We start from the raw sequence: 26,969 nt of genomic DNA on the forward strand, positions 1-26,969 counted from the left end.
ATGGAACGGTCCAATGACTGAACGGTCCCATGGCTCGCTGGGCGAACCCGCCAAGCAGGCGTCCGGCGCAGATCGGCCCCCGACGATCCGCGGGGTCGCCGAGCGTGCCGGCGTCTCCAAGTCGCTGGTCTCGCTCGTTCTTCAGGGTTCGCCGCGGGTCAGCGAGGCCAAGCGGCGGGCCGTCCTGGACGCCATCGACGAGCTCGGCTACCGGCCCAACGCCGCCGCCCGCAGCCTGGTCGCCCGGCGCACCCACACCGTCGGCGTGCTGTTGAACGACATGCGCAACCCCTGGTTCGTGGACGTCCTCGACGGCCTCAACTCGCTGCTGCACGCGCACGGCCTGCGGATGTTGATGGCCGACGGGCGCCTGGACCGGCGTACGGACCAGGAGTTCGCCCGTACCTTCCAGGAACTCCGGGTCGACGGCCTGGTCGTCGTCGGCACGCTTCCGGACACCGAGGGGCTGGCCGAGGTCGCCGAGCGGCTGCCGACCGTCATCGCCGGCAACCACGAACCCCGGCTGCCGCGCGTCGACATCGTCGCCAACGACGACGAACGCGGCGCCCGCCTCGCCACCGAGCACCTCATCGGCCTTGGACACCGCCGGATCGCCCACATCGCCGGCCTGGGGCTGGTTGGCGCGTTGCGCCGGCGCGGTTTCGAGGCCGCGATGCGCGCTCACGGATTGGCCGCGCACGCCGTGGTGGCGGACGGTGACGGGACGGAGGAGGGCGGCTACCGCGCCGCCGTGCGCCTGCTCGGCCCGGCCCGCGACGGTCACCGCCCCACCGCCGTCTTCGCGTTCAACGACCTCTCCGGCATCGGCGCGCTGTCCGCCGCCGGGGAACTGGGCCTCGACGTCCCCGCCGACCTCTCCCTCGTCGGCTACGACAACACCTACCTCGCCCGCATCCGTCACCTCTGGCTCAACTCGGTCAACAACGCCAGTCACGAGGTCGGCCGCCGCGCCGCCCGCTGTCTGTTGGACCGGATGGCGCACCCCGATGCACCCGCCGACCACCAACTCGTCGTCCCTGAACTAGAGGTAAGGGGCTCGACGGCGCCGCCGGGGGAGGGTTGCGAAGCGTCGTAACGGGAAACGGGACGGGGGCGTGCGCGGTGACCACGGGCCAGGCCGGGCCGGGTTCGGGCCGGCGCCGGGCCGTGGCCACCGGCTCATGCGCCGCCTAGCGCCCGCGATGGCCCGGGCGTTGCGCCACCCAGGCTCTTACGGTGTCGGCGTACCAGTACGGTTTGCCGCCCTCCACCAAGTCGGGATCCGGCAGCAGGCCGTGCTTGCGGTAAGAGCGCACGGTATCCGTCTGCACCTGGATATGGGCGGCGATTTCCTTGTACGACCAGAGCCTTCGGTCAGTCATCTCTGCGCACCTCCTTGGCGCCCCCGCAGGATCGACCCGGCGAGCCGGCGAGGGCTGCGTACGGCGTGGTGATCACTCACCCTGCGCCCGGACAACGACGGTGAGTGACCGTCGGCGTGGGCCTGTTGAAGGGCTGTGACGAAAGACCTGCCCAACGGTGACAGCCGTGACGGGGCAGCGACACCCGTAACAGAGATGGGACAGACGCCTACATAGAGGATGATTCGCTGTCAGGTACCGTCCGCCGTGGGCGAGATATCCCCTGTGGGGTGGGGCGGCTTCGCTTCAACGCGCCTCTTCCTCGGGTGTGGCCGCCTCCTCGGGTGTGGCTGCTGCAGGCCGGCGGAGGAGCGGGGGATCACGAATACAGCGCGCGCCAGGTCTTCTTGTCGACCTTGCCGCTGACGGGGAGGCGGTGCCGGGACTGGAACTCCCGCACGGCGCTACGGGTCTTCGCGTCGAAGCGGCCGGTCAGGTCCCTCCAGCTCAGGTAGTGGCGGTTGGCCAGGAGACACTGCGCCTGCCTGACGCGGGCGCCGCGTTGACCGTAGGTGGTGAGTGCGTCCCCGTTGGCGAAGGCGCAGGCAACCAGGGCGACGTGGCGTGTGGGGGCGCCACCCTGCCCGGTCCGCGCGGCGACTGACGGCGGCTCGGCGGCGGACGCCGGGCCGGCCAACAGCCCTGCGGCCAGCAGCAGTCCCGCGATGGATGCACCGAGGCCCGTTCGTGTGGCTTTCACGGAGTCCATTGCTTCCCCCGTTGGATGCCTTGGACGCTTCGAAACCCTGGGATGCACCCGATGCGCTGGTATGGGGATTGCGCTGGCCGCCGCATCCGCCGCGGCCTCCGGCCTTCGCCTCTCCCCTCCCCTCCTCTCCTCTTTCTCCTTCCTGCTTCCTCTCCCTCGGCTCAGCCCCCGTCGGTACGGCCGTGGCTTCCGCTTCCGGCCGCTTCACCTGTCCTGCCACCGGTCGTTGACGGGACGGCCCCCTCGGCGGCGCGGCGCAGTTCGTGTTCCAGGTCCTCCAGCGCCAGCCCCTTCGTCTCCGGCGCGTACCGCTTGCAGAAGATGAACGACAGCACGCACATCGCGCTGAACAGCCAGAACGTGATCGCGGCGCCCACCGCGTCGAGCAACATCGGGAAGCACAGCGCCACCCCGAAGTTGACCAGCCACATCACGAACACCGCCGCGCCCATGGCGAGTCCGCGGACCTTCAGCGGGAACATCTCGGCGAGCAGAAGCCACACGCCCGTATTGAGCGTCGCCTGCATGAAGCCCATGTAGAGCACCATCAGCGCGAGGACCAGGTAGCTGACGGCGGTGGAGTGCGGCAGGTGGAACGCCGCCCCCAGGAGCGCCAGCGACACCGTCATCCCGGAGAGCCCCCAGAGGAGCATCGGGCGCCGGCCCACCCGGTCGATCAAGGACATACCGATCGCCGTGGCCACGACCGAGACGGCGCCGACCGCGATGGTGGCGGTGATCGCGGCGTTGGTGCCCAGGCCGGTCGTCGAAAGGATCTTGGGGGCGAAGTAGATGACCGCGTTGACCCCGGTGATCTGTTGGACGATCGCCAGCCCGATGCCGACCAGCAGCAACCGTCGCACCCAGGGGAGTTGCAGCTCCTGCCAGGCCCCGCGCTGGGCGTCGGCCTCCAGGTTGCGGGCGTGCTCGATGCGCTGGAGCTCGTCCGGGACGTCGTCGGCGGGCAGCGTACGGCGCAGCACCGCGGCAGCCTCGTCCTGCCGCCCCCGGCTGATGTACCAGCGCGGCGTATCGGGCAGGAAGAGGACGCCGAGGAACAGCGCCACAGCCGGCACCGCGGCCAGCCCCAACATCCAGCGCCACGCCTCCCAATGGGCCAGCACGGCATTGACGAGATACGCGAGCAACTGGCCGCTGACGATCATCAGGGAGTTGAACGAGACCAGCCGGCCGCGGATGTGTGCGGGCGCGATCTCGGAGAGGTAGAGCGGGGTGATGACGGAGGCGCTGCCCACCGCCAGGCCCAACACGAAGCGCGCGACCGTCATGAACGCCGTGGTCGGCGCCAACGCGACCGCCACCGCCCCGCCGATGAACACCGCGCCCGCCCACAACAGGGAGTTGCGCCGCCCCAGGGCGTCGGACATCCGGCCACCGGCCAACGAGCCGAACGCCGCACCTATCAGGAGCGCGCTGGTGATGACGCCCTCACTGAGGGATGTGAGGCCGAAGTGCTGCTCCATAAAGGGGAGCGCGCCGGACACCACCCCGGTGTCGTATCCGAACAGGGCACCGCCGAGCGCCGCGATCGCGGCAATGGCAACGATGAACCGCCGGGCATTACGGGCGGAGGCCGTGCCACTGTGCGAAGAGGGGGAGGTGGGGGAAGTGGGAGGGGGCGGGGAAGAGTTCGGCCCGGCGGTGGACGCGGACTGACTACTGCGAGCCACCATCCTCAACTCCAATTCGCCGTGACGTCATGCGCCGACAATGTCGCGGCGAGCGCCGTGCACACCGTCATCGCGGAAGTCGCGGAATTCGCCGAAGACGCCGATGGTGTTGACGACAATTCCCCGTAGGGCGTGCATGGACCGTGCGCAGTACACATGGTGCGGCCTTTCGTTGGTTGGCTTGATTGAGGGAACGCCGAGTTGAGTTGGAGAATGCCGGCCGACGCATTACCGGTCGACGCATACCGGATCCCCGAAGAGTCGAAGCGTCGAAGCGCCGGATCGACGAAATCGTCGGAACGCCGAAGCGTCGGATCGGTGAGGGGTCGGTCGCTGGGGGAAATCGATCGGTCGCCAGGTCACTAGGTCGTGAGGTCGCTGGAACGACGGGCGCCGGTGCCATTGAGGGCCGGGCGCTGATGTGACGTTACCGAGGTAACTCACGTAACCGGCTTCGTAGGCCGGCTGGTTGCCGCGCCACAAACGGGTACCGATCAGGCGCGGTAGACGGTGCTGCGATAAGCGGCACCGAGGGCCGAGGAGAGAGGGGAACAGGTCTTTCGAGCGGGCCTGAGAAACAGCCCCGAGGAACAGACCCGAGAAACAGACCCGAGAAACGGGTCATAGTCCGGGGCTGGACCGACAATGTCCGTCGCCAGCCACCGGAACAGCTCAGCTACGGGTGTTGCTCATGGGCACATTGCTTGCGATGGTTCTTACTTGCGATGGTTCGCCAGCTCATTGGCTCACCGATAGAGATCCGGACGCTCGATCAATTCGACGACGACCCGGTCCCCGGTGGCCTGCGCCAGGACTCCCGCCTCGCACACCGCGGCCGCCGCGTACCCGTCCCAACAACTCGGGCCCTCGACCTCGCCGCGCCGAGTGGCGTCCACCCAACGCTGCACCTGCCGGTCGTACGCGTCCTCGAAGCGCTCCACGAAGCCGGGGGTGATGGTGCCGCCCCAATGGCCCGCGGTGTTGACGAAGACGCCGTGGTCGTCGCCGATCCGCGCGGTGCCGTTCTCGCAGACCGCCTCGCAGTTGACCTGGTAGCCGAAACCACAGTTGACGAACAGTTCGGTGTCCACGACCTGGCCGCCGGCGGTCTCGAAGAGGATCAGCTGCGGGTCGCTGAGCCGCTCCGGCGCGTTGCCGGTGGGGGCCGGCCGCAGCACGCGGACGGCTGTGATCTCCTCGTCCAACAGCCAGCGGGTCACGTCGATCTCGTGCACCACCGAGTCGTTGATCATCATCGCGTTGGTGAAACCGGGCGGGGTGTCGGCGTTGCGGTGCTTGTTGTGCAGCATCAGCGGACGGCCGTATGTGCCCTTGTCCAGAAGGGACTTGAGGGTGCGGTACCCGGCGTCGTAGCGGCGCATGAAGCCGACCTGGACGCGCCGGTGGCCCAGCTTCTGCTCGGCCTCCAGGACCCGCAGGGCGGAGGCGGCGTCCGGCGTCAGCGGCTTCTCGCACAGCACCGGGAGGTCGCGCGCGAAGGCGTCGAGCAGCGTCGCTTCGTGGGCCGGGCCCGGCGAGGCGATCAGTACGGCGTCGACGCTGGGGTCGTCCATGGCCGCGGCCGGATCGGTGTACGCGGTGGCCCCGTCGATGCCCTCGGCCAACCGCGCGGCCCGATCGGCGTCGATGTCGGCCACTGCCGCAACCCTGGCCCCACTGATCACATCGTTGAGGCGACGCACATGGTCGGCCCCCATCCGCCCGGTCCCAATGACCGCCACGCCCAACGACCCACGCGAACCCTGCGAACCCATCTCACCCATCCCGTCTTCCACTTCGACGTTCTCCTTCCTCTACTTCCTCTACCGCTTCCTCTGCCGCGCAGCTCGATCCCGTTGGCCTTCGATCCCGTTGGTCTCGCCCGGTCTCGCCCGCGCCTCCAGATCTCGCCGTGTCCCAACTCCGGCTCATCCGCATCCCTGCCTCCGGGCCATCCGTTCCCTGACTCCGGGCCGTGTGCCCGACTCCGTGTTCCGTGACTCCGCGTTCCAAGCGGTCTCCGCATGGGCAGAACACCTCGGCATGGGCAGAACGCCTCGTCTCGGTACACCTCGCCGGCAACGCGCCTCACCAGTAACGCAAATCGCGGGAACGAATTACGCTCCGTAATCGTTGCCGGAGTATGAGGAGGCGGGCGCGAGGCAGTCGCAAGCGCACACCGGGCCTCAGGTGCAGCGCCACGCACGTAACTCGCGCATACGCAACACGCTCACACGCGGGCACACGGGAGGGCGCACAGGAACCAGGAAGGGGTGCGCATATGGGGAGTTGAGAGGTCAAGGCGCATGGGGTCGCGCTCAAGGCTCAGTCCCCAGCGTCCCCCGGCGTCCCCGGCTCAGGCCCCGCAGGACCGCAGGAAGCGGCGCGTCCGCTGGGCGATCGGGAGCGGCTGGTCGGGCGGGCAGGGGTACATGTCCTGCTCGACGATGGCGAAGAGGTCGACGCCCAACTCCTGGGCGGCCTCCAGGACGGGGGGCAGCGCCGGGACGCCGAGCGGCGGCTCGCACATCACGCCCTGCTGCACGGCCGGGCCGAACGGCGTGCCCTTGGCGACGACGTCGCTGAGGATGTCCGGGTCCACCTGCTTGAGGTGGAGGTACCCGATCCGCTCGCCGTAGGTGCGGATCAACTTGACGCTGTCGCCGCCGCAGTAGGCGTAGTGGCCGGTGTCCAGGCAGAGGTTGACCAGGTCGGAGTCGGTGGCGTCGAGGAAGCGCTCGACGTGCTCCTCGGTGTCGATGTGGGTGTCGGCGTGCGGGTGCACCACGATGTCCAGGCCGAACTCGTCGCGCACCTGCTTCGCCAGCCGTTCCGTGCCGGTGGTCAGGTGCTTCCACTGCTCGACGGTCAGCTCGGCGGGTTCGATCATTTCGGCGGTCTTGTCGTCACGCCAGAAGGAGGGGATGACGACGAGGTGCTTCGCGCCCATCGCCTGGGTGAGCGAGGCGACTTCGGAGACGTGGGCCCAGGTCTTGTCCCAGGTGGACGGGCCGTGGTGCATCGACGTGAAGATGGTGCCGGCCGAGACGGTGAGGCCGCGCCGGCCGGTCTCCTCGCGCAGGACGGCCGGGTCGGTGGGCAGGTAGCCGTACGGACCGAGCTCGATCCACTCGTAGCCGGCCTCGGCGACCTCGTCCAGGAAGCGCTGCCAGGGGACTTGCTGCTCGTCGTCGGGGAACCAGACGCCCCAGGAGTCGGGGGCGGAACCGATGCGGAGGCGGTCCAGAACGGACGAGGCGGCACGGGGTACGGACATGCTGCGGCTCTCCTCTCGCCGGTCGGCGGTGACCGGGAGGCGCTGAGGTGGGTTGTGGGGCACAGCCTCTCTGCCGCCCTGGGGAGTGTCAAGACTTCGTCCTGACATAAGGACTTAAGGACTTTGAGGGTGAGGGGTGGGGGAGGGGGTGGTGGGGTGCGCGCCTGGTGTGGGTGTGGAGGTGGGGGTGGGGGTGCAGCGGTGTGTGAGGTGTCTGTCTGGGTGGGGGAGTTCAGGGCGGGAGGGGGCTGGAGTGGTGTGGGGTGTTGTGCGGCGTTGTGGGGTGGAGTTGAGGCTGGAGGGGAGTGGTTGACGTCATAATGTAAGGACAAAGTGTTGACAGGGTTTGTTGGTGGCGGTTAGACCTTTGGTCGGAACTGGAACCGGCGGGGAGAGCCGGTTCCGATCGACCGACTCGACCCGCCGCTGCGCCGGCCTCCCCGGGCTCTCGATTGCGCTCTTGAGTACGTGAGTTGTGCTCTTGAGGGCTTGAAGGCTTGGGCAAGGGGACCTCCGCCGTCGCACCGGGCGACCCGAAGGGGCGTCTATGACCGAGCCGCACGACCTGATCACCATGGGGCGCATCGGGGTGGACATCTACCCGTTGCAGACCGGGGTTTCGCTCGCCCAGGTGGAGACGTTCGGGAAGTTCCTCGGCGGGTCCGCCACCAACGTGGCCGTGGCCGCCGCCCGGTTGGGGCGTCGTAGCGCCGTCATCAGCCGTACCGGGCGCGACCCGTTCGGGGAGTACATCCACCAGGCGCTGCGCGGCTTCGGCGTCGACGACCGTTGGGTGACCCCGGTGGCGGGCCTCCCCACCCCCGTGACGTTCTGCGAGATCTTCCCGCCGGACGACTTCCCGCTCTACTTCTACCGCCGCCCCAAGGCCCCCGACCTGGTCATCCACCCCGAGGAGTTGGACCTGGAGGCGATCTCCGCGGCCCGGATCTTCTGGATCACCGGTACCGGGCTGTGCGAGGAGCCGAGCCGCGGCGCCACGTTGGCCGCGCTGGAGGCGCGTGCCCAGAGGGGCGGCGGTACCACGGTCTTCGACCTGGACTGGCGGCCGATGTTCTGGGGTGGGGAGGGCGGCGCCTCCGGGGACGGCGGGGCGTCCGGTGCCGCGGCCATGGCCGCCGCCAGGCCGTACTACGAGGCGGCGTTGCAGCACGCCACCGTCGCCGTCGGCAACGTCGACGAGGCCGAGGTCGCCACCGGTCTCAGGGATCCGAAGGCGTGCGCCGAGGCACTGTTGGAGAGGGGCGTGGAGCTGGCCGTCATCAAGCAGGGCCCCAAGGGGGTGCTCGCCGTCCACCGGGATGGGCGGAGCGCCGAGGTGCCGCCCACCCCCGTCGAGGTCGTCAACGGGCTCGGCGCCGGAGACTCGTTCGGCGGAGCGCTGTGCCACGGGCTGTTGGCCGGCTGGGAGTTGGAGCCGATGATGCGCTACGCCAATGCCGCCGGGGCGATCGTCGCCTCCCGGTTGGCGTGCTCGTCCGCGATGCCGACGGCCGTGGAGGTCGAGGAGTTTCTGGCGGGGAGGTGAGCGGCACCTCGCGGTAGACCGAGTCATCGCGACGCGGCCGAGCGACCCGTAGAGCCCCGTAGTGGCTTGTAGCGGAGCACGACGACTCGAAACGGGGCGAGGCTGGCTCGCCCCGTGCTCCCGAAGGGTCCTTGCGCTCCTGAAGGGGCCTTCCCTCCCCCTCCCTGCCACTGTTCCACCCCCACCCCCGTCCTCAAGAAGGTGAGTTGAGCCTTGACCCCTCGGATCAGTGACCTCCCGGGGCTGCGCGCCCGGCACCCCGAAGCCGTCGCGGAGGCCGCCGCCCGCCGTACCCGTCGCCCGTTGCTCGGCGACAACGGCCGGCTGATGATCGTGGCCGCCGACCATCCGGCCCGGGGCGCGCTCGCCGCCGGTGACCGCCAACTGGCCATGGCCAACCGCGTCGACCTCCTGGAGCGCCTGGTTCTCGCGCTGTCCCGGCCGGGCGTCGACGGGGTGCTGGCCACCGCCGACATCCTGGAGGACCTGCTGCTGCTCGGTGCCCTCGAAGGCAAGGTCGTCATGGGCTCCATGAACCGGGGCGGCATCGCGGGCGCCTCCTTCGAGATGGACGACCGGTTCACCGGCCACCGCCCCCAGGACATCGCCCGGCTCCGTTTCGACGCGGGCAAGCTCCTGCTGCGCATCGACTACGACGACCCCGGCTCGCTGACCACACTGGAGGCCACGGCCCGCGCCATCGACGCGATGGCGGAACGCGAACTGCCCACGTTCGTCGAGCCGTTCCTCTCCCGCCGGGTCGACGGTGCGGTCCGCAACGACCTCAGTCCGGAGGCCGTCACCCGTTCCGTTGCCATCGCCTCCGGCCTCGGCGGGACGTCCGCGTACACCTGGTTGAAGCTTCCGGTGACCGACGATCCCGAGGCGATGGCCCGGGTCTGCGAGACCTCGACCCTGCCCACCGTGCTCCTCGGCGGCAACGTCGGCGGCACCGTGCGGGATCAGGAAGCCGCCTACGAGAAGTGGCGCAAGGCGCTCCGGTTGCCGACCGTGCACGGGCTCGTCGTCGGCCGCTCGCTGCTCTACCCGGCGGACGGTGATGTGGCGGCCGCGGTCGACACGGCCGTGGGGTTGCTCTAGAACCGCAGCTCGTGGCCGCGTTGCAGCGCCGCCGCGTCGCCGTCAGCGTCACTGTCAGTGGTGAGTAGGAGACTTGTCGTCATGAATGCTGAGTTCGCAAAGACCGCAGATAACCCCGAGACCACCCCCTCCGCCGAGCCCCCCGCCACCGAGTTCCACATCGCGGCCGGCCATGGCGCCGCCGGGCCCTACGCCCTCGACGTCTCGCCCGAGAAGGCCGGTTGGGGGTACTCCTCGCTGCGGATCCTCGAACTGCCGTCGGGCGGCGAGCACTCCTTCGCCACCGGTGACAGCGAGTGGATCGTGCTGCCGCTCTCCGGTGGCTGCACGGTCCGGACGGACGGGCCCGAGGGGGTGAGTTTCGAACTGGCCGGACGGGAGGGCGTGTTCAGTGGTGTGACGGACTTCGCCTACGTGCCGCGGGACGCGCAGGTCCACATCAGAAGCGGGACCGGCGGGCGGTTCGCGCTCACCGGGGCGCGTTGCGAGCGTCGGCTGCCGGCCCGGTACGGCGCTGCGTCCGAGGTGCCCGTGGAGTTGCGGGGGACCGGCGCCTGTTCCCGACAGGTCAACAACTTCGGCGCGGCCGGGGTGTTCGAGTGCGACCGGTTGATCGCGGTGGAGGTGCTCACCCCGGGTGGCAACTGGTCGTCGTATCCGCCGCACAAGCACGACGAGTGTCGCCCCGGGGAGGAGTCCGAGCTGGAGGAGATCTACTACTTCGAGATCGCGGCCGCCCACGGGACGGACGGCCTGGGCTACCAGCGGGTGACGCCGTCCGGGCACGGGCGCGGTACGGAGGTCCTCGCCGAAGTCCGTACGGGCGATGCGGTGTTGATCCCGGATGGCTGGCACGGCCCGTCGATCGCCGCCCCCGGCCACCACATGTACTACCTCAATGTCATGGCCGGTCCGGGCGAGGAGCGCGCGTGGTTGATCTGCGACCACCCGGACCACGGCTGGATCCGCACGACGTGGCCGGAGCAGCCGGTCGACCCCCGACTCCCTCTGTACGCAGCACCGGCCCCGGCAGGAGACCCGCGATGACCGCGCCGACCAACCCCCCGACGAAGCAGTCGAGCCACCCCACCACTCCCGTCAGCCCCACCACCGACACCCCCGCGCACCCGTCCGCCCCGCGCACGCGCCGGCTGACCGTGGCCCAGGCCCTGGTCGAGTTCCTGGCGCACCAGTACACCGAGCGGGACGGCCGCCGGCATCGGTTGATCGCGGCCTGTTGGGGCATCTTCGGGCACGGCAACGTGGCCGGGATCGGGCAGGCGTTGCTGGAGTCCGGCAGTGCCGCGCCCCAGGGGGAGGCGGTCGGCGGGCCGCCGAGACTGCCGTATCTCCAGGGGCGGAACGAACAGGCCATGGTGCACGCGGCGGTGGGGTACGCGCGGCAGTGCGACCGGCTGTCGGCGCAGGCGGTGACGACGTCCATCGGGCCCGGTGCCACCAACCTCGTCACCGGTGCCGCGCTCGCCACCGTCAACCGCCTCCCGGTGCTGCTGCTGCCCGGCGACGTGTTCGCCACCCGGCCCGCCGACCCGGTGCTCCAGCAGCTCGAAGTCCCCACCGCGGGCGATGTGTCGGTGAACGACGCGCTGCGCCCGGTCTCCCGGTATTTCGACCGGGTCACCCGTCCCGAGGCGCTGATCCCGGCCGCCCTCCAGGCGATGCGGGTGCTCGCCGACCCGGTGGAGACCGGTGCCGTCACCCTCGCCCTGCCGCAGGACGTGCAGGCCGAGGCGTACGACTGGCCGGCGGAGTTCTTCGCCGACCGGGTGTGGTGGGTTCCCCGCCCGGCGCCGGACGCCGATGCGTTGGCGGAGGCGGTGCGGGCCGTGCGGGCGGCCCGTCGGCCGCTGATCGTCGCGGGCGGCGGGGTGCACCACAGCGAGGCGGAGGAGGCGTTGCGGGAGTTCGTCGAGGCGACGGGCATCCCGGTGGCGTCCACCCAGGCGGGCAAGGGCTCGTTGGCCTTCGATCACCCGGCGGACGTCGGCGGCATCGGCCACACCGGCACCGCCACCGCCGACGGGCTGGCCCGGCGGGCCGATCTGGTCCTCGGCGTCGGCACCCGCTACACCGACTTCACCACCGCCTCCGCCACCCTCTTCGCCGAGCCGGGGGTCCGCTTCGTCAACCTCAACATCGCCTCCTTCGACTCCCACAAGCTGGGCGCCCTGGCCCTGGTCGCCGACGCCCGCGCCGGGCTGGCGGCGCTCCGGGAGGCCCTGGACGGCCACCGGGTCGACGCCGCCTACGAGGCCGAGTACGCCGCGACCAAGGCGGAGTGGGAGCGGCGGGTGGACGCCGCCTATGCGGCCGACGACCCGGCCGCGCGGCCCTCGCAGACGCAGGTGCTCGGGGCGCTCGACGAGCTCGTCGACGAGACCGACATCGTCCTCAACGCGGCCGGTTCCCTCCCCGGTGACCTGCACAAACTCTGGCGCGCCCGGTCCCGCAGGCAGTACCACCTCGAATACGGCTACTCCTGCATGGGCTATGAGATCCCGGCCGCGATCGGGGTGAAGATGGCCGCCCCGGACCGCCCGGTGTGGGCGCTCGTCGGCGACGGTACATACCTGATGAACCCCACCGAAATCGTCACCGCGGTCCAGGAGGGCATCCCCTTCACCCTCGTCCTCGTCCAGAACCACGGCTACGCCTCCATCGGCGGTCTCTCCCAGGAGACCGGCGGCGAGCGCTTCGGCACCGACTACCGCTTCCGCGCCACGGACGGCACGTACACCGGCGAGCCGCTGCCCGTGGACCTCGCCGCCAACGCCGCCTCCCTGGGGATGCGGGTGTTGCGTGCCTCGACGGTCGCCGAGCTGCGCATCGCCCTCGCCGAGGCCCGTGGCGCAAAAACACCCACATGTGTCTATGTGGAGACGCAAACATCTGACACAGTGCCGGGCGCGCCGCCCGCCCAGGCCTGGTGGGATGTACCCGTTGCCGAGACCGCGACGCGTCCGGCGGCGGTCGCCGCCCGCAAGGCGTACGACGAGCGCGCCGCCGCGCGCCGCCGCCACCTCTGACATCCGCATCGCCGCACCGTACGGAAAGGCCCCTCGCATGAAGACCATCAACCACTGGATCGGCGGGAAGCCCGTGGAGGGCGTCTCCGGCAACTTCGGGCCGGTCTACAACCCGGCCACCGGCGCCCAGGAGAAGCAGGTCGCCTTCGCCTCCGTCGAGGAGGTGGACGCCGCCGTCCGCACCGCCAAGGAGGCGTACCGCACCTGGCGCGACAGCTCGTTGACCAAGCGCACCTCGGTGCTCTTCAAGTACCGCGAGCTGGTCGATGCGCACCGCGAGGAGCTGGCCCGGCTGATCACCGCCGAGCACGGCAAGGTGCATTCCGACGCGCTGGGCGAGGTCGCCCGCGGCCTGGAGATCATCGAACTGGCCTGTGGCATCCCGGAGAAGCTCAAGGGCGAGCTGTCCACCCAGGTGTCGACGCGGGTGGACGTGGCCGCGATCCGCCAGTCGCTGGGCGTGGTCGCCGGCATCACGCCGTTCAACTTCCCGGCCATGGTGCCGATGTGGATGTTCCCGCTCGCCATCGCCTGCGGCAACGCCTTCGTGCTGAAGCCGAGCGAGAAGGTCCCCAGCGCCGCGTTCAAGCTGGCCGAGCTGGCCGCCGAGGCGGGCCTGCCCGACGGCGTGCTGAACGTCGTCAACGGCGACAAGGTGGCCGTCGACGCCCTGCTTACGCACCCGGACGTGGCCGCGGTGTCCTTCGTGGGCTCCACCCCCATCGCGCGCTACATCCACACCACCGGCACCGCCAACGGCAAGCGCGTCCAGGCCCTGGGCGGCGCCAAGAACCACATGCTGGTCCTCCCGGACGCCGACCTGGAGCTGGCCGCCGACGCCGCGATCAACGCCGCGTACGGTTCGGCCGGTGAGCGCTGCATGGCGATCTCCGTGGTCGTCGCGGTCGGCGGCACCGCCGACCCGCTGATCGGCAAGATCAAGGAGCGCGCCGACCGGCTGCGCATCGGCCCCGGCGACGACCCGGCCTCCGAGATGGGCCCGTTGATCACCAAGGCGCACCGCGACAAGGTCGCCTCGTACGTCAACGGCGCCGCCGCGCAGGGCGCCGACGTCGTCCTCGACGGCACCGGTTACACCGTCGAGGGCCACGAGGACGGCCACTGGATCGGCGTCTCGCTGCTGGACAACGTCACGCCCGAGATGGACGCCTACCGCGACGAGATCTTCGGCCCGGTGCTCTCGGTCGTCCGCGTCGAGACGTACGAGCAGGCCATCGAGCTGATGAACAGCTCCCCGTGGGGCAACGGCACCGCGATCTTCACCCGGGACGGCGGCGCGGCCCGCCGCTTCCAACTGGAGGTCGAGGCCGGCATGGTCGGGGTGAACGTGCCGATCCCGGTGCCGGTGGGCTACCACTCCTTCGGCGGCTGGAAGGACTCGCTCTTCGGTGACCACCACATCTACGGCAACGACGGCGTGCACTTCTACACCCGCGGCAAGGTCGTCACCACCCGCTGGCCCGACCCGTCCGACGGCGGCATCAACTTGGGCTTCCCGAGCAACCACTGACGCCCGCCCACGTTCCGGGCCGACGGGGCGCCTCCTGGCGGGCGCCTCGTCCCGGCGCCCTGCCGGCCGCCGCCGGCAGGGCACCCGCGGGTCCGCGCTGCGCCCGGCCGTCACCCCCGGCGGCCGGGCGGTGGCGGACCGTGGCCCGGGGGGAGACCGCGGTCAACTCCGTTGCTACGGTGACGGGTCGCCTGCGCGCGTAGGCGGTGCGGTATCGAGACGACGGGGGACGACATGGCACGAGGGATGGCGCTGGCCAAGGGCGCGCGGATCACCGGAGGCATTCTCTGCCTGCTGTTCTTCCTGTGGACGGCGTGCTGGTTCGTGGTCGACATAGGGGAGTTCGGCATCGTCGGCGTCTGGGACGGCTGGACCAGTGCGCACGGGCCGGGCCCCAACGAGGTCACCAGTCCCGTCCAGTTGGGTTTCTGCCTGCTCCAGCTGACCGCCGCCGTCGCGGCGTTCGCCGGCCGTCGCTCGGCCGGCGGGCTGCTGGCCGTGGCCACCACCGCCACGTTCGCCACCGCCCTCCAGGCACTGGTGAGCGTCGGCAGCCACACCGACGACGACCGCTGGTTCCGCAGCGCCAAGGCCGGCACCGCGACCTTCGACGGGGTCTTCCTCTCCAGCCTGGCGCTGTTCCTGCTGACGCTGGTCGCCGGCGTGGTGCTGCTGGCCGGTATGCGGTCCTGGCCGCGCCCGGCGCCCAGTGGCCCGCCGGCCCGGCCGGCCGCGGCCGCCGGGGTGCTCGGCGGGCTGATCCTCGGCTTGATGGCGCTGGGCTATGTCGGCTGGCAGGTCTACATGCTGGTCCAGGGTGGCGGCGTGTCCTTCCAGATGCTCTATCTGGGCAAGGGCGTGCTGTCCACCCTGCTGTCGCTGGCGCCCGGTTGGTACGCGGTGGTGTTCTTCCTGCTGACCGCGATCGTCGGGATCAACTGCCTGGTCCGCGGCTGCGCGGCCCGCGGCCTCTCCTTCGGCCTGGCCATCGCGCTGCTGCCGAACGCCGTGCTGACGGTCATCGAGGGCATCGGCACCGGCACCCTGTTCAAGATCAGCGACGTGTTGCCGGGCATGAACATCATCGGCGACGCCCAGTTGGCGCTCGACCTGTTCGGTTCGCTGGTGCTGGTGGCGCTGATGGCCCGCGGCGAGCCGGTCGCGCCGACCTGGCAACAGCCCGCCCCGGCGCCCGCGTTCGCCGCCCCCGGTTTCGTCCCGGGCCCCGTCGGGCCGCCGCCGGTCGGTTGGCAGCAGCCGGGCCCGCCGCCCATGCCCCCGGTCGGCGGCCCGCCCATGCCGCCCGGCAACGGGCAGCCCCCGCACGGCGGTTACGGCCCGCCGCAGTACTGAGCCGCGAGTCGACGCTGCCCCGCCCGCCCCGGCGGGCCCGTACGACGGACGCGGTACGGGCCCTGGGCGGTCTACTGCGGTGGGAGGGCGCCCGGTTCGGCCCGCGGGACGGGGCGGTTGTCAGTGCCGGTACCTAGGATTCAGTCATGGATCTCCGACTGCGCGGCCGCCGGCTCTACGCCATCGTGGGCGCGCTCGCGCTCCTCGTAGGAGGCGGCACCTGGGCGGCCGCCGCCTCGGACGCGCCGCCTGCCGTGCACCGCGAGGACCGCGTCCTGGCGATGCCCGCGGCGTCCGGCGGCCGGGCGACGGTGCGGATCGACACCTCCTTCTTCACCGCGGGCGGCAGCGCCGGGCGGCGCCCCGCGGTCCTGCTCGCCCACGGCTTCGGCGGCAGCAAGGCCGATGTCCGGCCCGAGGCCGAGCAGTTGGCCCGCAAGGGCTATGCGGTGCTGACGTGGTCGGCGCGCGGCTTCGGCAGGTCCACCGGTGCGATCGGGCTGAACGACCCGGCCGCCGAGGTCGCCGACGTCAGCCGGCTGATCGACTGGCTCGCCAAGCGCCCCGAGGTGCGGCTCGACAAGCCCGGCGACCCACGGGTGGGCATCGCCGGGGCCTCGTACGGCGGCGCGGTCGCGCTGCTGGCCGCCGGGCACGATCCACGGGTCGACGCCATCGCCCCACAGATCACCTACTGGAATCTCGCCGACGCCCTCTTCCCGGGCGGGGTGTTCAAGAAGCTGTGGGCCGGAATCTTCTTCACCACCGGATCGGCCGGCTCGCCCACCGGCACCCCGGGCGGCGCCCCCGGCCCCTCCACCACCTCCGGCGGCTGCGGCCGCTTCCAGCCCGCCCTGTGCGCGATGTACCAACGGGTCGCGGTCAGCGGGAAGCCGGACGCCGCGGCCCGCGCACTCCTCGCGGCCCGCAGCCCGTCCGCCGTCGCCGACCGCATCAAGGTGCCCGCCCTCCTCATGCAGGGCCAGACCGATTCGCTCTTCCCGCTCGGCCAGGCCGACGCCATGGCACGGACACTTGGCCACAACGGCGCCCCCGTAGCCGTCGACTGGATCGCCGGCGGGCACGACGGCGGCGACCGGGAGACCGCCCGGCTCACCGCGCGCACCGCGGCGTGGTTCGACCGCTACCTCAAGGGCGACGAACACGCCGCCACCGGCCCGGCGTTCCGGGTCAGCCGCAGCGGCGCGGTGGACACCACCGCCGGCACCGTCCGGCTGCGCGGTGCCAGCGCCGACCGCTATCCGGGCCTGGACCACGACCCCCGCCGCCTGGCCCTGACCGGCCGTGAGCAGCGCTTCGCCAACCCGGCCGGCGCCGCACCGCCCGCGATCTCCGCCGTCCCCGGCGCCGGCGCCCTCGGCAACCTCTCCTCCCTGGGCGCCGGCGGCCTCTCCCTGGACTTCCCCGGCCAGTACGCCCACTTCGACTCCGCCCCGCTGCGCACCCCCGTCCACCTCACCGGCAGCCCCACCGCCACCGTCCGCATCCGCTCCACCTCCCCGGACGCGGTGGTCTTCGCCAAGCTCTACGACGTCGCCCCCGACGGCCGCCGCCAGCTGCTGCCGTCCCAACTGGTCACGCCCTACCGCATCGAGGGCGCCCGGGACGGCCGCACGGTGCGACTCCAACTGCCCGCCGTCGACCACGACTTCGCCACCGGGCACCGACTCCGCCTGGTCCTGGCCGCCACCGACCTGGGCTACGCCACCCCGGCCCAGCCCGCCACCTACACCGCCTCCCTGGCCTCCGGCGAGCTCGACGTGCCCACCGTGCCGGAGCTGCGCAGCGCCGCCGCCCCGCTGCCCACCTGGACGTGGATACTGCCCGCGGCCGCCGCGGTCGTCGCCGGAGCGCTGCTGCTCACCGCCCGCCGGCGGACCGCGGCGCCCGCCCCCGACCCAGCCCTGGCCGACGTCCCGCTCCAGATCACCGGCCTGACCAAGCGCTACGCCAAGTCCGCGGAGCGGTACGCCGTACGCGACCTGACCTTCCGCGTCGAACGCGGCCAGGTACTGGGCCTGTTGGGGCCCAACGGCGCGGGCAAGACCACCACCCTGCGGATGCTGATGGGTCTGATCCGCCCCGACGGCGGCGAGGTCCGGGTGTTCGGGCGGGCGATCCGACCGGGCGCGCCGGTGCTGTCCCGGGTCGGCGCCTTCGTCGAGGGACCCGGCTTCCTGCCGCACCTGTCCGGCCGCGCCAACCTCGACCTCTACTGGCGGGCGACGGGCCGCCCGGCGGCCGACGCGCACACCGAGGAGGCGCTGGAGATCGCCGGGTTGGGCGCCGCCCTGGACCGCGCGGTCCGCACCTACTCGCAGGGCATGCGGCAGCGCCTCGCCCTCGCCCAGGCCATGCTCGGCCTGCCGGACCTGCTGATCCTCGACGAGCCGACCAACGGCCTGGACCCGCCGCAGATCCGCGAGATGCGCGAGGTGATGATCCGTTACGCCGCGGCCGGGCGCACCGTCATCGTCTCCAGCCACCTGCTGTCCGAGGTCGAGCAGAGCTGCACCCACCTGGTCGTGATGGACCGCGGCCAACTGGTGCAGGCCGGGCCGGTCGGCGACATCGTGGGCGCCGGCGACACCGTGCTGATCGGCGTCGGCGCCGCCGCGCCGCTGCCGGACGCGGTGGTGGAGAAGGTTGGCGCGTTGCCCGGCGTGGTCTCGGCGGCCCGCGCCGACGAGGGCCTGCTGGTCCGGCTCGCCGAACGGGACGGCGTCCCCAGGCTGTTGGCCGAGCTGGTGCGACTGGAGGTCCCGATACATCGCGTCGGCCCCCAGGGCCGCCTGGAGGACGCCTTCCTCACCCTGATCCAAGGAGACCGACGATGACCGCGACGACCCCGGTGGCGGCGCCCGGCTACCGCGCCCGGCGCACCCTCCCGCTGCGCGTCGAGGCCCGCCGCCAACTGCTGCGCCGCCGCACCCTGGTGATCGCCGCGGTCCTGACGCTGCTGCCGTTCGTCCTCGTCGTGGCGTTCGCGATCGGCGGCGACCCCAGCGCCCGCAGCAGCGGCCGGATCAGCCTGATGGCCACCGCCACCGCCTCCGGCGCCAACTTCACCGCCACCGCGCTGTTCGTCTCCGCCGGCTTCCTGCTGGTGGTGCCGGTCGCGCTGTTCTGCGGGGACACCGTCGCCTCGGAGGCGAGCTGGTCCTCGCTGCGTTATCTGTTGGCCGCGCCGGTGCCGCGGGCCCGGTTGCTGCTGAGCAAGCTGACGGTGGGGCTGGCGTTCAGCGCCGCCGCGATGCTGCTGCTGCCACTGGTCGCGCTGGCGGTCGGCACCGCCGCGTACGGCTGGGGGCCGCTGCAACTCCCCAGCGGGGGCACCCTCCCTCCGGGCGAGGCCGTGGCGCGGCTGGCGGTGGTGACGGGCTATGTCTTCGTCGGCCAACTGGTCACCGCGGCGCTGGCGTTCTGGCTGTCCACGGTGACCGACGCCCCGCTCGGCGCGGTCGGCGGCGCCGTCGGCCTGACCATCGTCGGCAACGTCCTCGACCAGGTCACCGCGCTCGGCGGCTGGCGCGATGCGCTGCCGGCGCACTGGCAGTTCTCCTGGGTGGACGCCCTCCAGCCCCAGTTGGAGTGGTCCGGCATGCTCCAGGGCGCCTCGGTCTCGGTGTCCTATGCGCTGGTACTGATAGCCCTGGCCTTCCGCGGCTTCGCCCGTAAGGACGTGGTGTCGTAGAGCGGGCCGGGCCCACACAAAAGACGGCCGCGGCGGACACGTTGCCCGCCGCGACCGTCCCGAGACCACTTCGCGCTCAGCCGGTCGGCCCCTGCATGTGGGCGCTGACCCACTGCATCGTGCCCATGCCCAGGCCCTGGACGTAGGTGGCGCCGCTGTGCGTGCCGTTCGGCACGATCTGCAGCCGCGTTTTCACCGGCCCGCGGCCGTACTGGGCGATGAATTTGTGCACCTTCGGCAGCACGGTGTTCTCCCGGGAACCGTCCTGGAAGGCCAGGTAGACATCCGGTCCGCCGCGGGCGATCAGCCGGTGCGCCAGCACCTCGGGGTTGTTCTCCCGCATCGCCGACAGGTGGCCCCGCCACAGCGGCGAGTCCGGCACGATGTCCGGCCCGTTGGGGATCGCGACCTTGAAGTCCTTGGGGTTTTGCAGCACGTTCTTCAGCGCCGAGAAGCCGCCCGACGAAGAGCCCATGATGCACCAGGCGTTGCGGGTCTTCAGGGTGCGGAAGTTCTCCCGGACGAGGTCGGGGACGTCCTTGCTCAACCAGGTGCCGATCTTCGGCTGGCCCGGGATGTCGCTGCCGTCGTAGTACTGCTTGTCGTTGGGGTTGAGCACCGGCATCACCACGATGAAGGGCAGGCTCTTGCCGGCCTTCGACCAGGAGGCGAGGCTCTCCTCCAGCTTGAGGTCGGAGCCGATCCAGTAGTTGACCGGGTAACCGTAGGCGCCGGGCAGCGCCTCCATGACTGGGAAGCCCTTGTTCGCGTTCTTCTTCTCGTAGTACTCCGGCGGCGCCCAGACCCATACCTTCCCCGTGAAGCCGGATTTCTTCCCGTGGTAGTTGGTCACGGCTATGGGGGTGTTCCCGCCGGCTCCGCCGACCTTGCTGGTCTCCTGGAAGCTGATCGGGTGGGTGGGCATCTGCACCAGCGAGTTCTTGCTGGTCGGTGCGGTCTGCATCGCGGCGCCCGTCTTGGGGCCGCTGAAGCGGACGGGGGTGTTCTGGGAGTCGCTCGTGCCGCAGCCTGCCGCGGTGCCGATGACGGTCAGGGCGATCAACGCGACCACCGGTTTGAAAAGGGTTTTGCGCACGGGACCTTCTCCTTGGCGAACGGGCCGGGAGACGTCCCGACCGGCCAGCAAGAGGGGACGGGGCCGGGACAGGTTTCCCTCCGGGCGTGTCTGCTTGCTCGCACCGCCCGTGCCCGAAGTCCCCACCCCACTCTGACCTGTGGTGTTTACGCTCACCGGAGATCGGGTTTACCGTGATTTTCCCGGTGGGGGCGCGCCGCTGGCGCCAGATGGCCCCCCTGCGCGGCTCGTCCGCCGCATCCGATACCCCGCCGCGCGCAGGCCCGTTCGCGCGCCGGTGACCCGCCGCCCCGACCGCCGGCACACGCCCCCGGCGCACCCCGGGTCCGACACCCCGTCACCCCAGCTCCCGGCCCGTATCCTCTCGCTATGACCTGGTCGCGCGCGCTGAGGGACGCCGCCCGCTCCGGGCTGAGCATCGAGCGGGCCAAGCTCACCCCCCTGATCGCGGTCCGCGGCACGGTCGGCGTGGCCGTCGTCATCGGCCTGTGCCTCTGGCGCGGCAGTCCGGCCCTCGCGGTCTCCTCGGCCTTCGGCGCCTTCGCCTCCGGCATCGTCACCTTCCAACGCAGCATGCGCCCCCGCCCCGTCCTGGCGCTGGCCGTCGCCGGCGCACTGGCGGTCTCCACCTTCCTCGGCTACCTCGCCGCCGCCCATGTCGTCGCGTTCGTCGCGCTGCTCATCGGCTGGACGTTCCTGGCGGGCATGGCCTGGGCGATCGGCCCGGTCTCCGGGCTCGCCGGCACCCAGACCGTGGCGATCATGCTGATCACCGTCACCCTCCCGACGTCCGTCGTCGGCGCCCTGGAACACGCCGCGCTGATCGCCTTCGGCGGCCTCGTCCAGGCCGCCCTGATCGTCCTGTTCCCGGTGCGCCCCTGGGGCATCCAGCGCGACGCCCTCGCCGACGCGTTGGCCGCCGAGGCCGACTACGCCCGCCGGCTGCGGCACGACCCGGTCGCCCCCTTCGACCCCGCGCCCCTGATGGACGCCCGCCTCGCCTCCGCCGTGACGCCCCGCCAGGCCCGCCGCCGCCCCGTCCAACTGCACGGCCCACGCGGCCTCGCCGAACGCGTCCGCCCGGTCCTCGCCTCCCTGGCCGACCCGGTCGTCGGCGCCCCCTTCGAAGGCCCCGAACGCGACCGCGTCCGGGACCTGTTGGGCGCCGCCGCCACCGTCCTGGACGCCGTCGCGCACGCCGTACGCCACGCCAAGCCGGTGCGGCTGCCCCCGGAAGCGATGGCCACCCTCGAAGTCCCGTCCACCGGGCCGATGCTCACCGGCCCGGCCCGCCGCGCCGCCTACCGCCTGATCTCCCTCCTCGCCGACGCCGTCGAGCTCACCGACGAGCCCGTCGAGGCCACCCGCCCCACCACCGCGGCCGAGCGCGGCCACCTGCTGCGCCCCAGCGTCCCCAAGCTGGTGCCGGTGGCCCTGCGCGCCCTGCGCCGCGAGGCCCGCTGGTCCTCACGGATCTTCCGACACGCACTGCGGGTCGCCGCGGTCGCCGCCGTCGGCTATCTCCTGGGCAGCGCCCTCCACTTCGGCCACGGCTACTGGGCGCCGCTCGCCTCCGTCATGGTGATGCGCCCCGACTTCGCGCAGACCTACTCCCGCGGCGTCGCCCGCTTCGCCGGCACCCTCGTCGGCGTGGCCATCGCCGGCGCCCTGATGGCGCTGGCCCACCCCGGCGTCTACACCAGCGCCGCGCTCGCCCTGCTCTGCGTGTTCCTGATGTACCTGCTGATGCGCACGGGCTTCTCGGTCACCTCGGCCTGCGTCGCCGCCTACGTCGTCTTCCTGCTGGGCATCGCCGGCGCCGGCTGGGAGCAGACCGTCGAGGAACGCATCGTGCTCACCCTCATCGGCGGGGTGCTGGCGATGCTCTCCTACGCGCTCTTCCCCGCCTGGGAGACGCCCCGGCTCCGCGACCGCCTCGCCGACTGGCTCGCCGCCAACGGCCGCTACGCCCTGGCCGTCTTCGACGCCCACGCCCGGCCCGCCGAGCGCCGCCCCCGCCAGGTCCGCGAGGCCCTGCTGGACGGCCGCGCGGCCCGCGCCGCCTGGGAGGTCACCGAGGCCCGCGCCGAGAAGGAGCCGGTCCGCCACCACGGCCTCTCGCTGCACGCGGCCCGCGACGCCAACGCCGCGCTCGCCACCATGGGCCGGGTCACGATGATCCTGGAGGCCCATCCGCCCGAGAAGGACGCCCAACCCTCGCCCGGCGCCGCCGCGTTCACCGCCGCGCTCCGCCCCGCCCTGGACCGCGCCGCCCAGGCCGTCCGCGACGGCGACCCCCTGGACTGGAGCGCGCCGCGCGCCGCCTGGGAACAGTGGCGCGCCGAGGAGGCCCACCAGGGCCTGCCCGTCAACGTCGCCGAACTCCTCCTCGACGCCCTCGACGACCTCGCCGAGGCGCTGCCGCCCGACCCCTGAGCCCACCGTCCCGCATCCCGGGATTTTGCCGGCCCATCGGCCCCCGCAGGAACCATTCAGCACCCCCAGTAGTCTAGATAATTGCCCGCAATTCCCGTCATTGGTCGGCCAATGACGGCCTCTGCGGCGCAATGTCCTCCCGAGAGAGAGCAAGCGAACTCCCCATGGCGTCCAGCACTTCGTCCGGCACGTACGACATAGGCATCGACCTCGGCACGGCCAACACCCTCGTCTACGCCCGCGGCAAAGGCGTGGTGCTGAACGAGCCGTCCGTGGTCGCCGTCAACGCCACCGGCGACGTCGTCGCCGTCGGCCTGGAAGCCAAACGCACCATCGGCCGCACGCCCTCCGGGATCACCGCGATGCGCCCCCTAAGGGAAGGCGTCATCGCCGACTTCGACGCCGCCGAGCAGATGCTCCGCGCCCTGATGAAGAAGGCCCTGCCCAGTCGCCGCTTCTCGCGCCCCCGCGTCGTCATCTGCGTCCCCTCCGGGATCACGGGGGTGGAACGGCGCGCCGTCATCGACTCCGCCCGCGGCGCCGGCGCCCGCGAGGTGCACCTGATCGAGGAGCCGATGGCTGCCGCGATCGGCGCCGGCCTCCCGGTGGCCGAGCCGGTCGGCTGCATGGTCGTCGACATCGGCGGCGGCACCACGGAGGTCGCCGTCGTCTCCATGGGCGGCCTGGTCACCGCCCAGTCCGTACGGGTCGCCGGCGACGCCATGGACACCGCGATCGCCACGTACATCAAGAAGGAACACGGCCTGGCCATCGGCGAACGCACCGCCGAGGACATCAAGATCGCCATCGGCTCGGCCACCTGGGAACCGGACCCGACCGACTCCGACCTCCTCCGCTCCCTCACCCGCGTCACCACGACCGCCGGCGACACCGACTCCGACGGGGACGCCGAGGCGGATGCCACCACCCACCCCCACAAGTCCCCCCTCCCCGCCTCCTACACCCTCCGCGGCCGCGACCACCTCAGCGGACTGCCCCGGCTCCTGGAGGTCACCGCCGAGGAGATCCGCACCGCCCTCGCCGAACCGGTCGAGTCCATCGTCCGCGCCGTCCACCGCACCCTCGACGAGTGCCCGCCGGAGCTCTCCGGCGACATCATCGAACGCGGCATCGCCCTCACCGGCGGCGGCGCCCTCCTCCACGGCCTGGACCGCCGCCTCCGCCAGGAGATGGGCGTCCCCGTCATGGTCGCCGACGACCCCCTGGACTGCGTCGTCAACGGCACCGCCAAGTGCGTCGACGAATTCGCCACCCTGCACGGCATCCTGACGGGTGCGAAGGAACAGCCCCGCCGGGCGGTGCGGCTGTAACGCGGCCCCCTTCCCTCGCGCTTCCCTCGCGTTGTCGGCCTCTCGCCCCACTGGGCACCGGACGCCGACAACGCGAGGAAGAAGTGACCTAAGAAGGAATGCGAGGAAGCCCGCGCGCGGGAACGCTCCCGCCTCCGGCCCCGGGCCTCAGCCCTACCGCCCGCGCCCCATGTAGGCCGCCAGCCCGTCCAGAATCCGCTCCAGCCCGAACTCCCCGGCCTGATCCGAGGATTCGCCCCCCGCCACGTCCGCGACCGCCGCCGCCAACGCCGGGAACCGCTCGGACCGCCCGACGAGCAACTCGTTCAGCGCCGCGCTCATCACCGCCTCCGGCCCCTTCGCCCGCGCGCTGCCCACCCCCATCGACGTCGACATCGACGCCGACACCTGTGCGATCGCCCGGATGTGCCCGCTCACCACCACGACGGCGTCCAACTGCTCACCGCCCGTCAACCCGGTGCCGGACAGCGCCGCCAACGCCCGCTCCGTCCAGCCCAGTTCATGCGGGCCCAGTACCCGCGGCCCCACCATGGCGGTCAGCAGCCACGGATGCCGGTGGTAGACCGCAGCCAGCCGCTCCGCCCACTCCCGCAGGGCCCCCCGCCAGTCGCCGGTCGCGGCGCCCGCCAGCTCCGGCGGTTCCCCCATCGCCGTGTCGATCATCAGCGCGACCAGCTCCGACTTGCCCGGCACATACCGGTAGAGCGACATCTTCGTGAAGTCCAACTCCGCCGCCACGCGCTGCATGGAGACCGCGCCGAGCCCGCCGGCGTCGGCGAGCCCGATGGCCGTCCGCGTGATGCGCTCCAGACTCAGCGCCGGCTTGGGCCCCCGACTGGGCCTACCGCGCCCGCCCCACAACAGCTCCACGCTGCCCGCCTGCTCCCCGAACACACTGCTCTTCCCGTCTCCAGCCACCCCCGCATCCTAAAACTGTGTCCGGGGTATACATATCCGCGTCCGCCGGATACAGTTAACTCACACGCGCCGCCGAACCACCGCACCACCAACTCCACGCCACGGCGCACCAACACCGGGGGACCCCTATGTCCAACTCCGATTTCTCCCACGCCAACGCCGCAACGCCCGCGACGACGCCCCTGACGACCCCGCCGCCCGCCCGCTCCGTGTTGATCTCCGGCGCCAGCATCGCCGGCCCGGCGCTCGCCTACTGGCTCGCCCGCTACGGCTACCGCCCCACCGTGGTCGAGCTCGCCCCCACCCTCCGGGGCGGCGGCTTCGCGGTCGACTTCCGCGGCGAGGCCCATCTGACGGTGCTCCAGCGCATGGGCCTCCTCGACAAGCTCAAGCAACACCGCACCGCCGGCACCCCGATGACCTTCATAGACGCCCAAGGCCATCAAGTAGCCGCCCTACCCCCCGAGTTCGCCGCCGGCGACATAGAAATCCTCCGCTCCGACCTCTCCCAGCTCCTCTACGCCCACAGCCAGACGCACACCCTGCCCACCCCCACCGAGTACCTCTTCGGCGACTCGATCACCTCCCTCACCGAAACCGCCGACGGCGTCCACGTCACCTTCGAGCGCGCCGCGCCCCGCACCTTCGACCTGGTCATCGGCGCCGACGGCCTGCACTCCACCGTCCGCCGACTCGCCTTCGGCCCCGAGTCCCAATTCGTCAGCCACCTCGGCTACTACGTCGCCGGCTGGGACCTCCCCGCGAGCGCGGCCCCGGACCTCGCAGCCCGCGCCGTCGGCTACAACGAGCCGGGCCGCCTGGTAACGGTCGGCCGCGTCCCCCGCCGCGCCACCGAAGCGTCCTACAACGGCGAGACCTTCTGCGTCTTCGCCTCCGACCAACTGACCTACGACCGCCGCGACGCGCTCGCCCAACGCAAGGCCATCGCCCAGGCATACGACGGCGCCGGCTGGCGCACCCCCGAACTCATCGAAACCCTCTGGAACACCGACACCCTCTACTTCGACTCCATAAGCCGCGTCGACGTACCCACCTGGTCCACGGGACGCATAGCCCTCCTCGGCGACGCCGCCTACGGCGCCACCGTCGGCGGCATGGGCACCGGCTCGGCGCTCGTCGGCGCCTACGTCCTCGCCGGCGAACTGGCTCTAGCCGCCGGCGACCACCACCGCGCCTTCGCCCGCTACGAACAGCAACTCCGCCCCTACGTCACCCGCTGCCAAGAAGGCGGCCGCACCACCGGCACCTTCCTGGCCCCACCCACCCAAGACGCCCTCACCACCCGCAACGCCACCCTCAACAACCCCACCGCCCTCACCACCATGCTCCAAGCCGCCCACCAAACCTCCGCCGCCATCGATCTCCCCAACTACCCCACCCTCCTCACCGCCACCCCTCACCCCTAACAACAAAAGCCCCTCCCAAGAAGAGCCCGTCGAGGAGCACCCTTAGCCGCTCCTGCTGCAACGGCCGTTGCAGCAGGAGCGGCCAGCAGCGAACCGTCAGTGGAGCGAGAAGCCAGCACCCACCCTCACCGGCGACTCGATGACCCAGCGGCCCGCGCCAGCGCCATCCATCCATGGACGCACCCCCAGGTCGTTCCGCACCCGCAGGGTCATGTAGAGTCTTCGAGTTGCCACGGAGCCGACAGGCCCCACGGCAGCCACTACGCCGCACATCAGCGGCACCTCACTACTGCACGACTCCTCAACGGGATTGAATTCCGCATGTCGAAATTCATTCCGGGCGTCTGATTAGGCGTCACCGAGGAATTCC

The 26,969-nt window shown here is 71.6% G+C and carries 19 protein-coding genes; 12 read left to right on the plus strand and 7 right to left on the minus strand.

The genetic code is table 11. The annotated features are described in order from the left end of the window. Window positions 1-13: 13 nt before the first annotated feature. Window positions 14-1,096 carry a LacI family DNA-binding transcriptional regulator gene (locus tag ACFVFQ_RS16545; protein WP_383415569.1) on the plus strand — a complete coding sequence of 361 codons (1,083 nt, stop codon included), beginning with the start codon at window positions 14-16 and terminating at the stop codon, window positions 1,094-1,096. A gap of 94 nt (window positions 1,097-1,190) precedes the next feature. Here ACFVFQ_RS16545 and ACFVFQ_RS16550 read toward each other — a convergent pair whose 3' ends face one another. The 5 genes from ACFVFQ_RS16550 to ACFVFQ_RS16570 all read right to left on the minus strand — a co-directional run bounded on the left by ACFVFQ_RS16550 (window position 1,191) and on the right by ACFVFQ_RS16570 (window position 7,098). Next, window positions 1,191-1,382 (minus strand): MerR family transcriptional regulator, encoded by a 192-nt coding sequence (locus tag ACFVFQ_RS16550; RefSeq protein WP_383415572.1) that lies wholly within the window; start codon window positions 1,380-1,382, stop codon window positions 1,191-1,193. Window positions 1,383-1,740: 358 nt separating this feature from the next. Then, window positions 1,741-2,130, minus strand: coding sequence for a peptidoglycan-binding domain-containing protein (locus ACFVFQ_RS16555; RefSeq protein WP_383415575.1), 390 nt, complete (start codon window positions 2,128-2,130; stop codon window positions 1,741-1,743). Between the two features lie 161 nt (window positions 2,131-2,291). Then, a complete protein-coding gene (locus ACFVFQ_RS16560) occupies window positions 2,292-3,824 on the minus strand; it encodes a sugar porter family MFS transporter (protein WP_383415578.1) in 1,533 nt (510 codons plus the stop codon). A 743-nt stretch (window positions 3,825-4,567) separates the two neighbouring features. Then, complete coding sequence (locus tag ACFVFQ_RS16565) at window positions 4,568-5,596, minus strand: Gfo/Idh/MocA family protein (RefSeq protein ID WP_383415655.1); 1,029 nt, start codon at window positions 5,594-5,596, stop codon at window positions 4,568-4,570. Between the two features lie 581 nt (window positions 5,597-6,177). Further along, window positions 6,178-7,098, minus strand: a complete 921-nt coding sequence (locus tag ACFVFQ_RS16570; RefSeq protein WP_383415581.1) for a sugar phosphate isomerase/epimerase family protein — start codon at window positions 7,096-7,098, stop codon at window positions 6,178-6,180. A 547-nt stretch (window positions 7,099-7,645) separates the two neighbouring features. On the opposite strand from ACFVFQ_RS16570, the gene iolC reads away from it, so the two are divergent. The 8 genes from iolC to ACFVFQ_RS16610 all read left to right on the plus strand — a co-directional run bounded on the left by iolC (window position 7,646) and on the right by ACFVFQ_RS16610 (window position 19,391). After that, window positions 7,646-8,644, plus strand: a complete 999-nt coding sequence (iolC, locus tag ACFVFQ_RS16575) for a 5-dehydro-2-deoxygluconokinase (RefSeq protein WP_383415584.1) — start codon at window positions 7,646-7,648, stop codon at window positions 8,642-8,644. Between the two features lie 213 nt (window positions 8,645-8,857). Further along, window positions 8,858-9,745: a deoxyribose-phosphate aldolase gene (locus tag ACFVFQ_RS16580; RefSeq protein WP_383415587.1), complete on the plus strand. Its 888-nt coding sequence runs from the start codon at window positions 8,858-8,860 to the stop codon at window positions 9,743-9,745. 81 nt (window positions 9,746-9,826) lie between these two features. Further along, a complete protein-coding gene (gene iolB, locus ACFVFQ_RS16585; protein WP_383415590.1) occupies window positions 9,827-10,792 on the plus strand; it encodes a 5-deoxy-glucuronate isomerase in 966 nt (321 codons plus the stop codon). Next, window positions 10,789-12,792, plus strand: coding sequence for a 3D-(3,5/4)-trihydroxycyclohexane-1,2-dione acylhydrolase (decyclizing) (iolD, locus tag ACFVFQ_RS16590; RefSeq protein WP_383415593.1), 2,004 nt, complete (start codon window positions 10,789-10,791; stop codon window positions 12,790-12,792). Before iolB ends, iolD begins: the two co-directional genes overlap by 4 nt. Before the next feature lie 37 nt (window positions 12,793-12,829). Then, on the plus strand, window positions 12,830-14,323 hold the full coding sequence (locus ACFVFQ_RS16595; protein ID WP_383415596.1) for a CoA-acylating methylmalonate-semialdehyde dehydrogenase: 1,494 nt from the start codon (window positions 12,830-12,832) through the stop codon (window positions 14,321-14,323). A gap of 234 nt (window positions 14,324-14,557) precedes the next feature. Further along, window positions 14,558-15,676 (plus strand): hypothetical protein, encoded by a 1,119-nt coding sequence (locus tag ACFVFQ_RS16600; protein WP_383415599.1) that lies wholly within the window; start codon window positions 14,558-14,560, stop codon window positions 15,674-15,676. A 146-nt stretch (window positions 15,677-15,822) separates the two neighbouring features. Next, window positions 15,823-18,534, plus strand: coding sequence for an alpha/beta fold hydrolase (locus tag ACFVFQ_RS16605; RefSeq protein WP_383415602.1), 2,712 nt, complete (start codon window positions 15,823-15,825; stop codon window positions 18,532-18,534). Next, entirely contained in the window at window positions 18,531-19,391 is an 861-nt protein-coding gene (locus ACFVFQ_RS16610) for an ABC transporter permease (protein ID WP_383415605.1), read from the plus strand. Before ACFVFQ_RS16605 ends, ACFVFQ_RS16610 begins: the two co-directional genes overlap by 4 nt. A 76-nt stretch (window positions 19,392-19,467) precedes the next feature. Here the strand turns inward: ACFVFQ_RS16610 and ACFVFQ_RS16615 are convergent, their stop codons facing one another. Beyond that, a complete protein-coding gene (locus tag ACFVFQ_RS16615; protein WP_383415612.1) occupies window positions 19,468-20,487 on the minus strand; it encodes an alpha/beta hydrolase in 1,020 nt (339 codons plus the stop codon). A gap of 369 nt (window positions 20,488-20,856) precedes the next feature. On the opposite strand from ACFVFQ_RS16615, the gene ACFVFQ_RS16620 reads away from it, so the two are divergent. Both ACFVFQ_RS16620 and ACFVFQ_RS16625 read left to right on the plus strand, forming a co-directional pair. Beyond that, window positions 20,857-22,923 carry an FUSC family protein gene (locus tag ACFVFQ_RS16620; protein WP_383415615.1) on the plus strand — a complete coding sequence of 689 codons (2,067 nt, stop codon included), beginning with the start codon at window positions 20,857-20,859 and terminating at the stop codon, window positions 22,921-22,923. A gap of 164 nt (window positions 22,924-23,087) precedes the next feature. Continuing rightward, window positions 23,088-24,254 (plus strand): rod shape-determining protein, encoded by a 1,167-nt coding sequence (locus ACFVFQ_RS16625; RefSeq protein WP_383415619.1) that lies wholly within the window; start codon window positions 23,088-23,090, stop codon window positions 24,252-24,254. Between the two features lie 153 nt (window positions 24,255-24,407). On the opposite strand, the gene ACFVFQ_RS16630 is transcribed toward ACFVFQ_RS16625, so the two are convergent. Next, the gene (locus ACFVFQ_RS16630; protein ID WP_383415622.1) at window positions 24,408-25,172 is read right to left on the minus strand and encodes a TetR/AcrR family transcriptional regulator; all 765 of its coding nucleotides are present in this window, start codon (window positions 25,170-25,172) and stop codon (window positions 24,408-24,410) included. 128 nt (window positions 25,173-25,300) lie between these two features. Here ACFVFQ_RS16630 and ACFVFQ_RS16635 point away from each other — a divergent pair, with 128 nt between their 5' ends. Then, window positions 25,301-26,599, plus strand: a complete 1,299-nt coding sequence (locus ACFVFQ_RS16635; RefSeq protein WP_383415625.1) for an FAD-dependent monooxygenase — start codon at window positions 25,301-25,303, stop codon at window positions 26,597-26,599. The last annotated feature ends 370 nt before the right edge of the window (window positions 26,600-26,969 follow it).

Source organism: Streptomyces sp. NPDC057743, from assembly GCF_042798755.1.
GTDB lineage: Bacteria > Actinomycetota > Actinomycetes > Streptomycetales > Streptomycetaceae > Streptomyces.

Excerpts from the sequence above, each read along its gene's own strand:
- ACFVFQ_RS16545 (WP_383415569.1), top strand. The coding sequence starts at position 14 with ATGACTGAACGGTCCCATGGCTCGCTGGGCGAACCCGCCAAGCAGGCG.
- ACFVFQ_RS16550 (WP_383415572.1), bottom strand. The coding sequence starts at position 1,382 with ATGACTGACCGAAGGCTCTGGTCGTACAAGGAAATCGCCGCCCATATC.
- ACFVFQ_RS16555 (WP_383415575.1), bottom strand. The coding sequence starts at position 2,130 with ATGGACTCCGTGAAAGCCACACGAACGGGCCTCGGTGCATCCATCGCG.
- ACFVFQ_RS16560 (WP_383415578.1), bottom strand. The coding sequence starts at position 3,824 with ATGGTGGCTCGCAGTAGTCAGTCCGCGTCCACCGCCGGGCCGAACTCT.
- ACFVFQ_RS16565 (WP_383415655.1), bottom strand. The coding sequence starts at position 5,596 with ATGGGTTCGCAGGGTTCGCGTGGGTCGTTGGGCGTGGCGGTCATTGGG.
- ACFVFQ_RS16570 (WP_383415581.1), bottom strand. The coding sequence starts at position 7,098 with ATGTCCGTACCCCGTGCCGCCTCGTCCGTTCTGGACCGCCTCCGCATC.
- iolC (WP_383415584.1), top strand. The coding sequence starts at position 7,646 with ATGACCGAGCCGCACGACCTGATCACCATGGGGCGCATCGGGGTGGAC.
- iolB (WP_383415590.1), top strand. The coding sequence starts at position 9,827 with ATGAATGCTGAGTTCGCAAAGACCGCAGATAACCCCGAGACCACCCCC.
- iolD (WP_383415593.1), top strand. The coding sequence starts at position 10,789 with ATGACCGCGCCGACCAACCCCCCGACGAAGCAGTCGAGCCACCCCACC.
- ACFVFQ_RS16595 (WP_383415596.1), top strand. The coding sequence starts at position 12,830 with ATGAAGACCATCAACCACTGGATCGGCGGGAAGCCCGTGGAGGGCGTC.
- ACFVFQ_RS16600 (WP_383415599.1), top strand. The coding sequence starts at position 14,558 with ATGGCACGAGGGATGGCGCTGGCCAAGGGCGCGCGGATCACCGGAGGC.
- ACFVFQ_RS16605 (WP_383415602.1), top strand. The coding sequence starts at position 15,823 with ATGGATCTCCGACTGCGCGGCCGCCGGCTCTACGCCATCGTGGGCGCG.
- ACFVFQ_RS16610 (WP_383415605.1), top strand. The coding sequence starts at position 18,531 with ATGACCGCGACGACCCCGGTGGCGGCGCCCGGCTACCGCGCCCGGCGC.
- ACFVFQ_RS16620 (WP_383415615.1), top strand. The coding sequence starts at position 20,857 with ATGACCTGGTCGCGCGCGCTGAGGGACGCCGCCCGCTCCGGGCTGAGC.
- ACFVFQ_RS16625 (WP_383415619.1), top strand. The coding sequence starts at position 23,088 with ATGGCGTCCAGCACTTCGTCCGGCACGTACGACATAGGCATCGACCTC.
- ACFVFQ_RS16635 (WP_383415625.1), top strand. The coding sequence starts at position 25,301 with ATGTCCAACTCCGATTTCTCCCACGCCAACGCCGCAACGCCCGCGACG.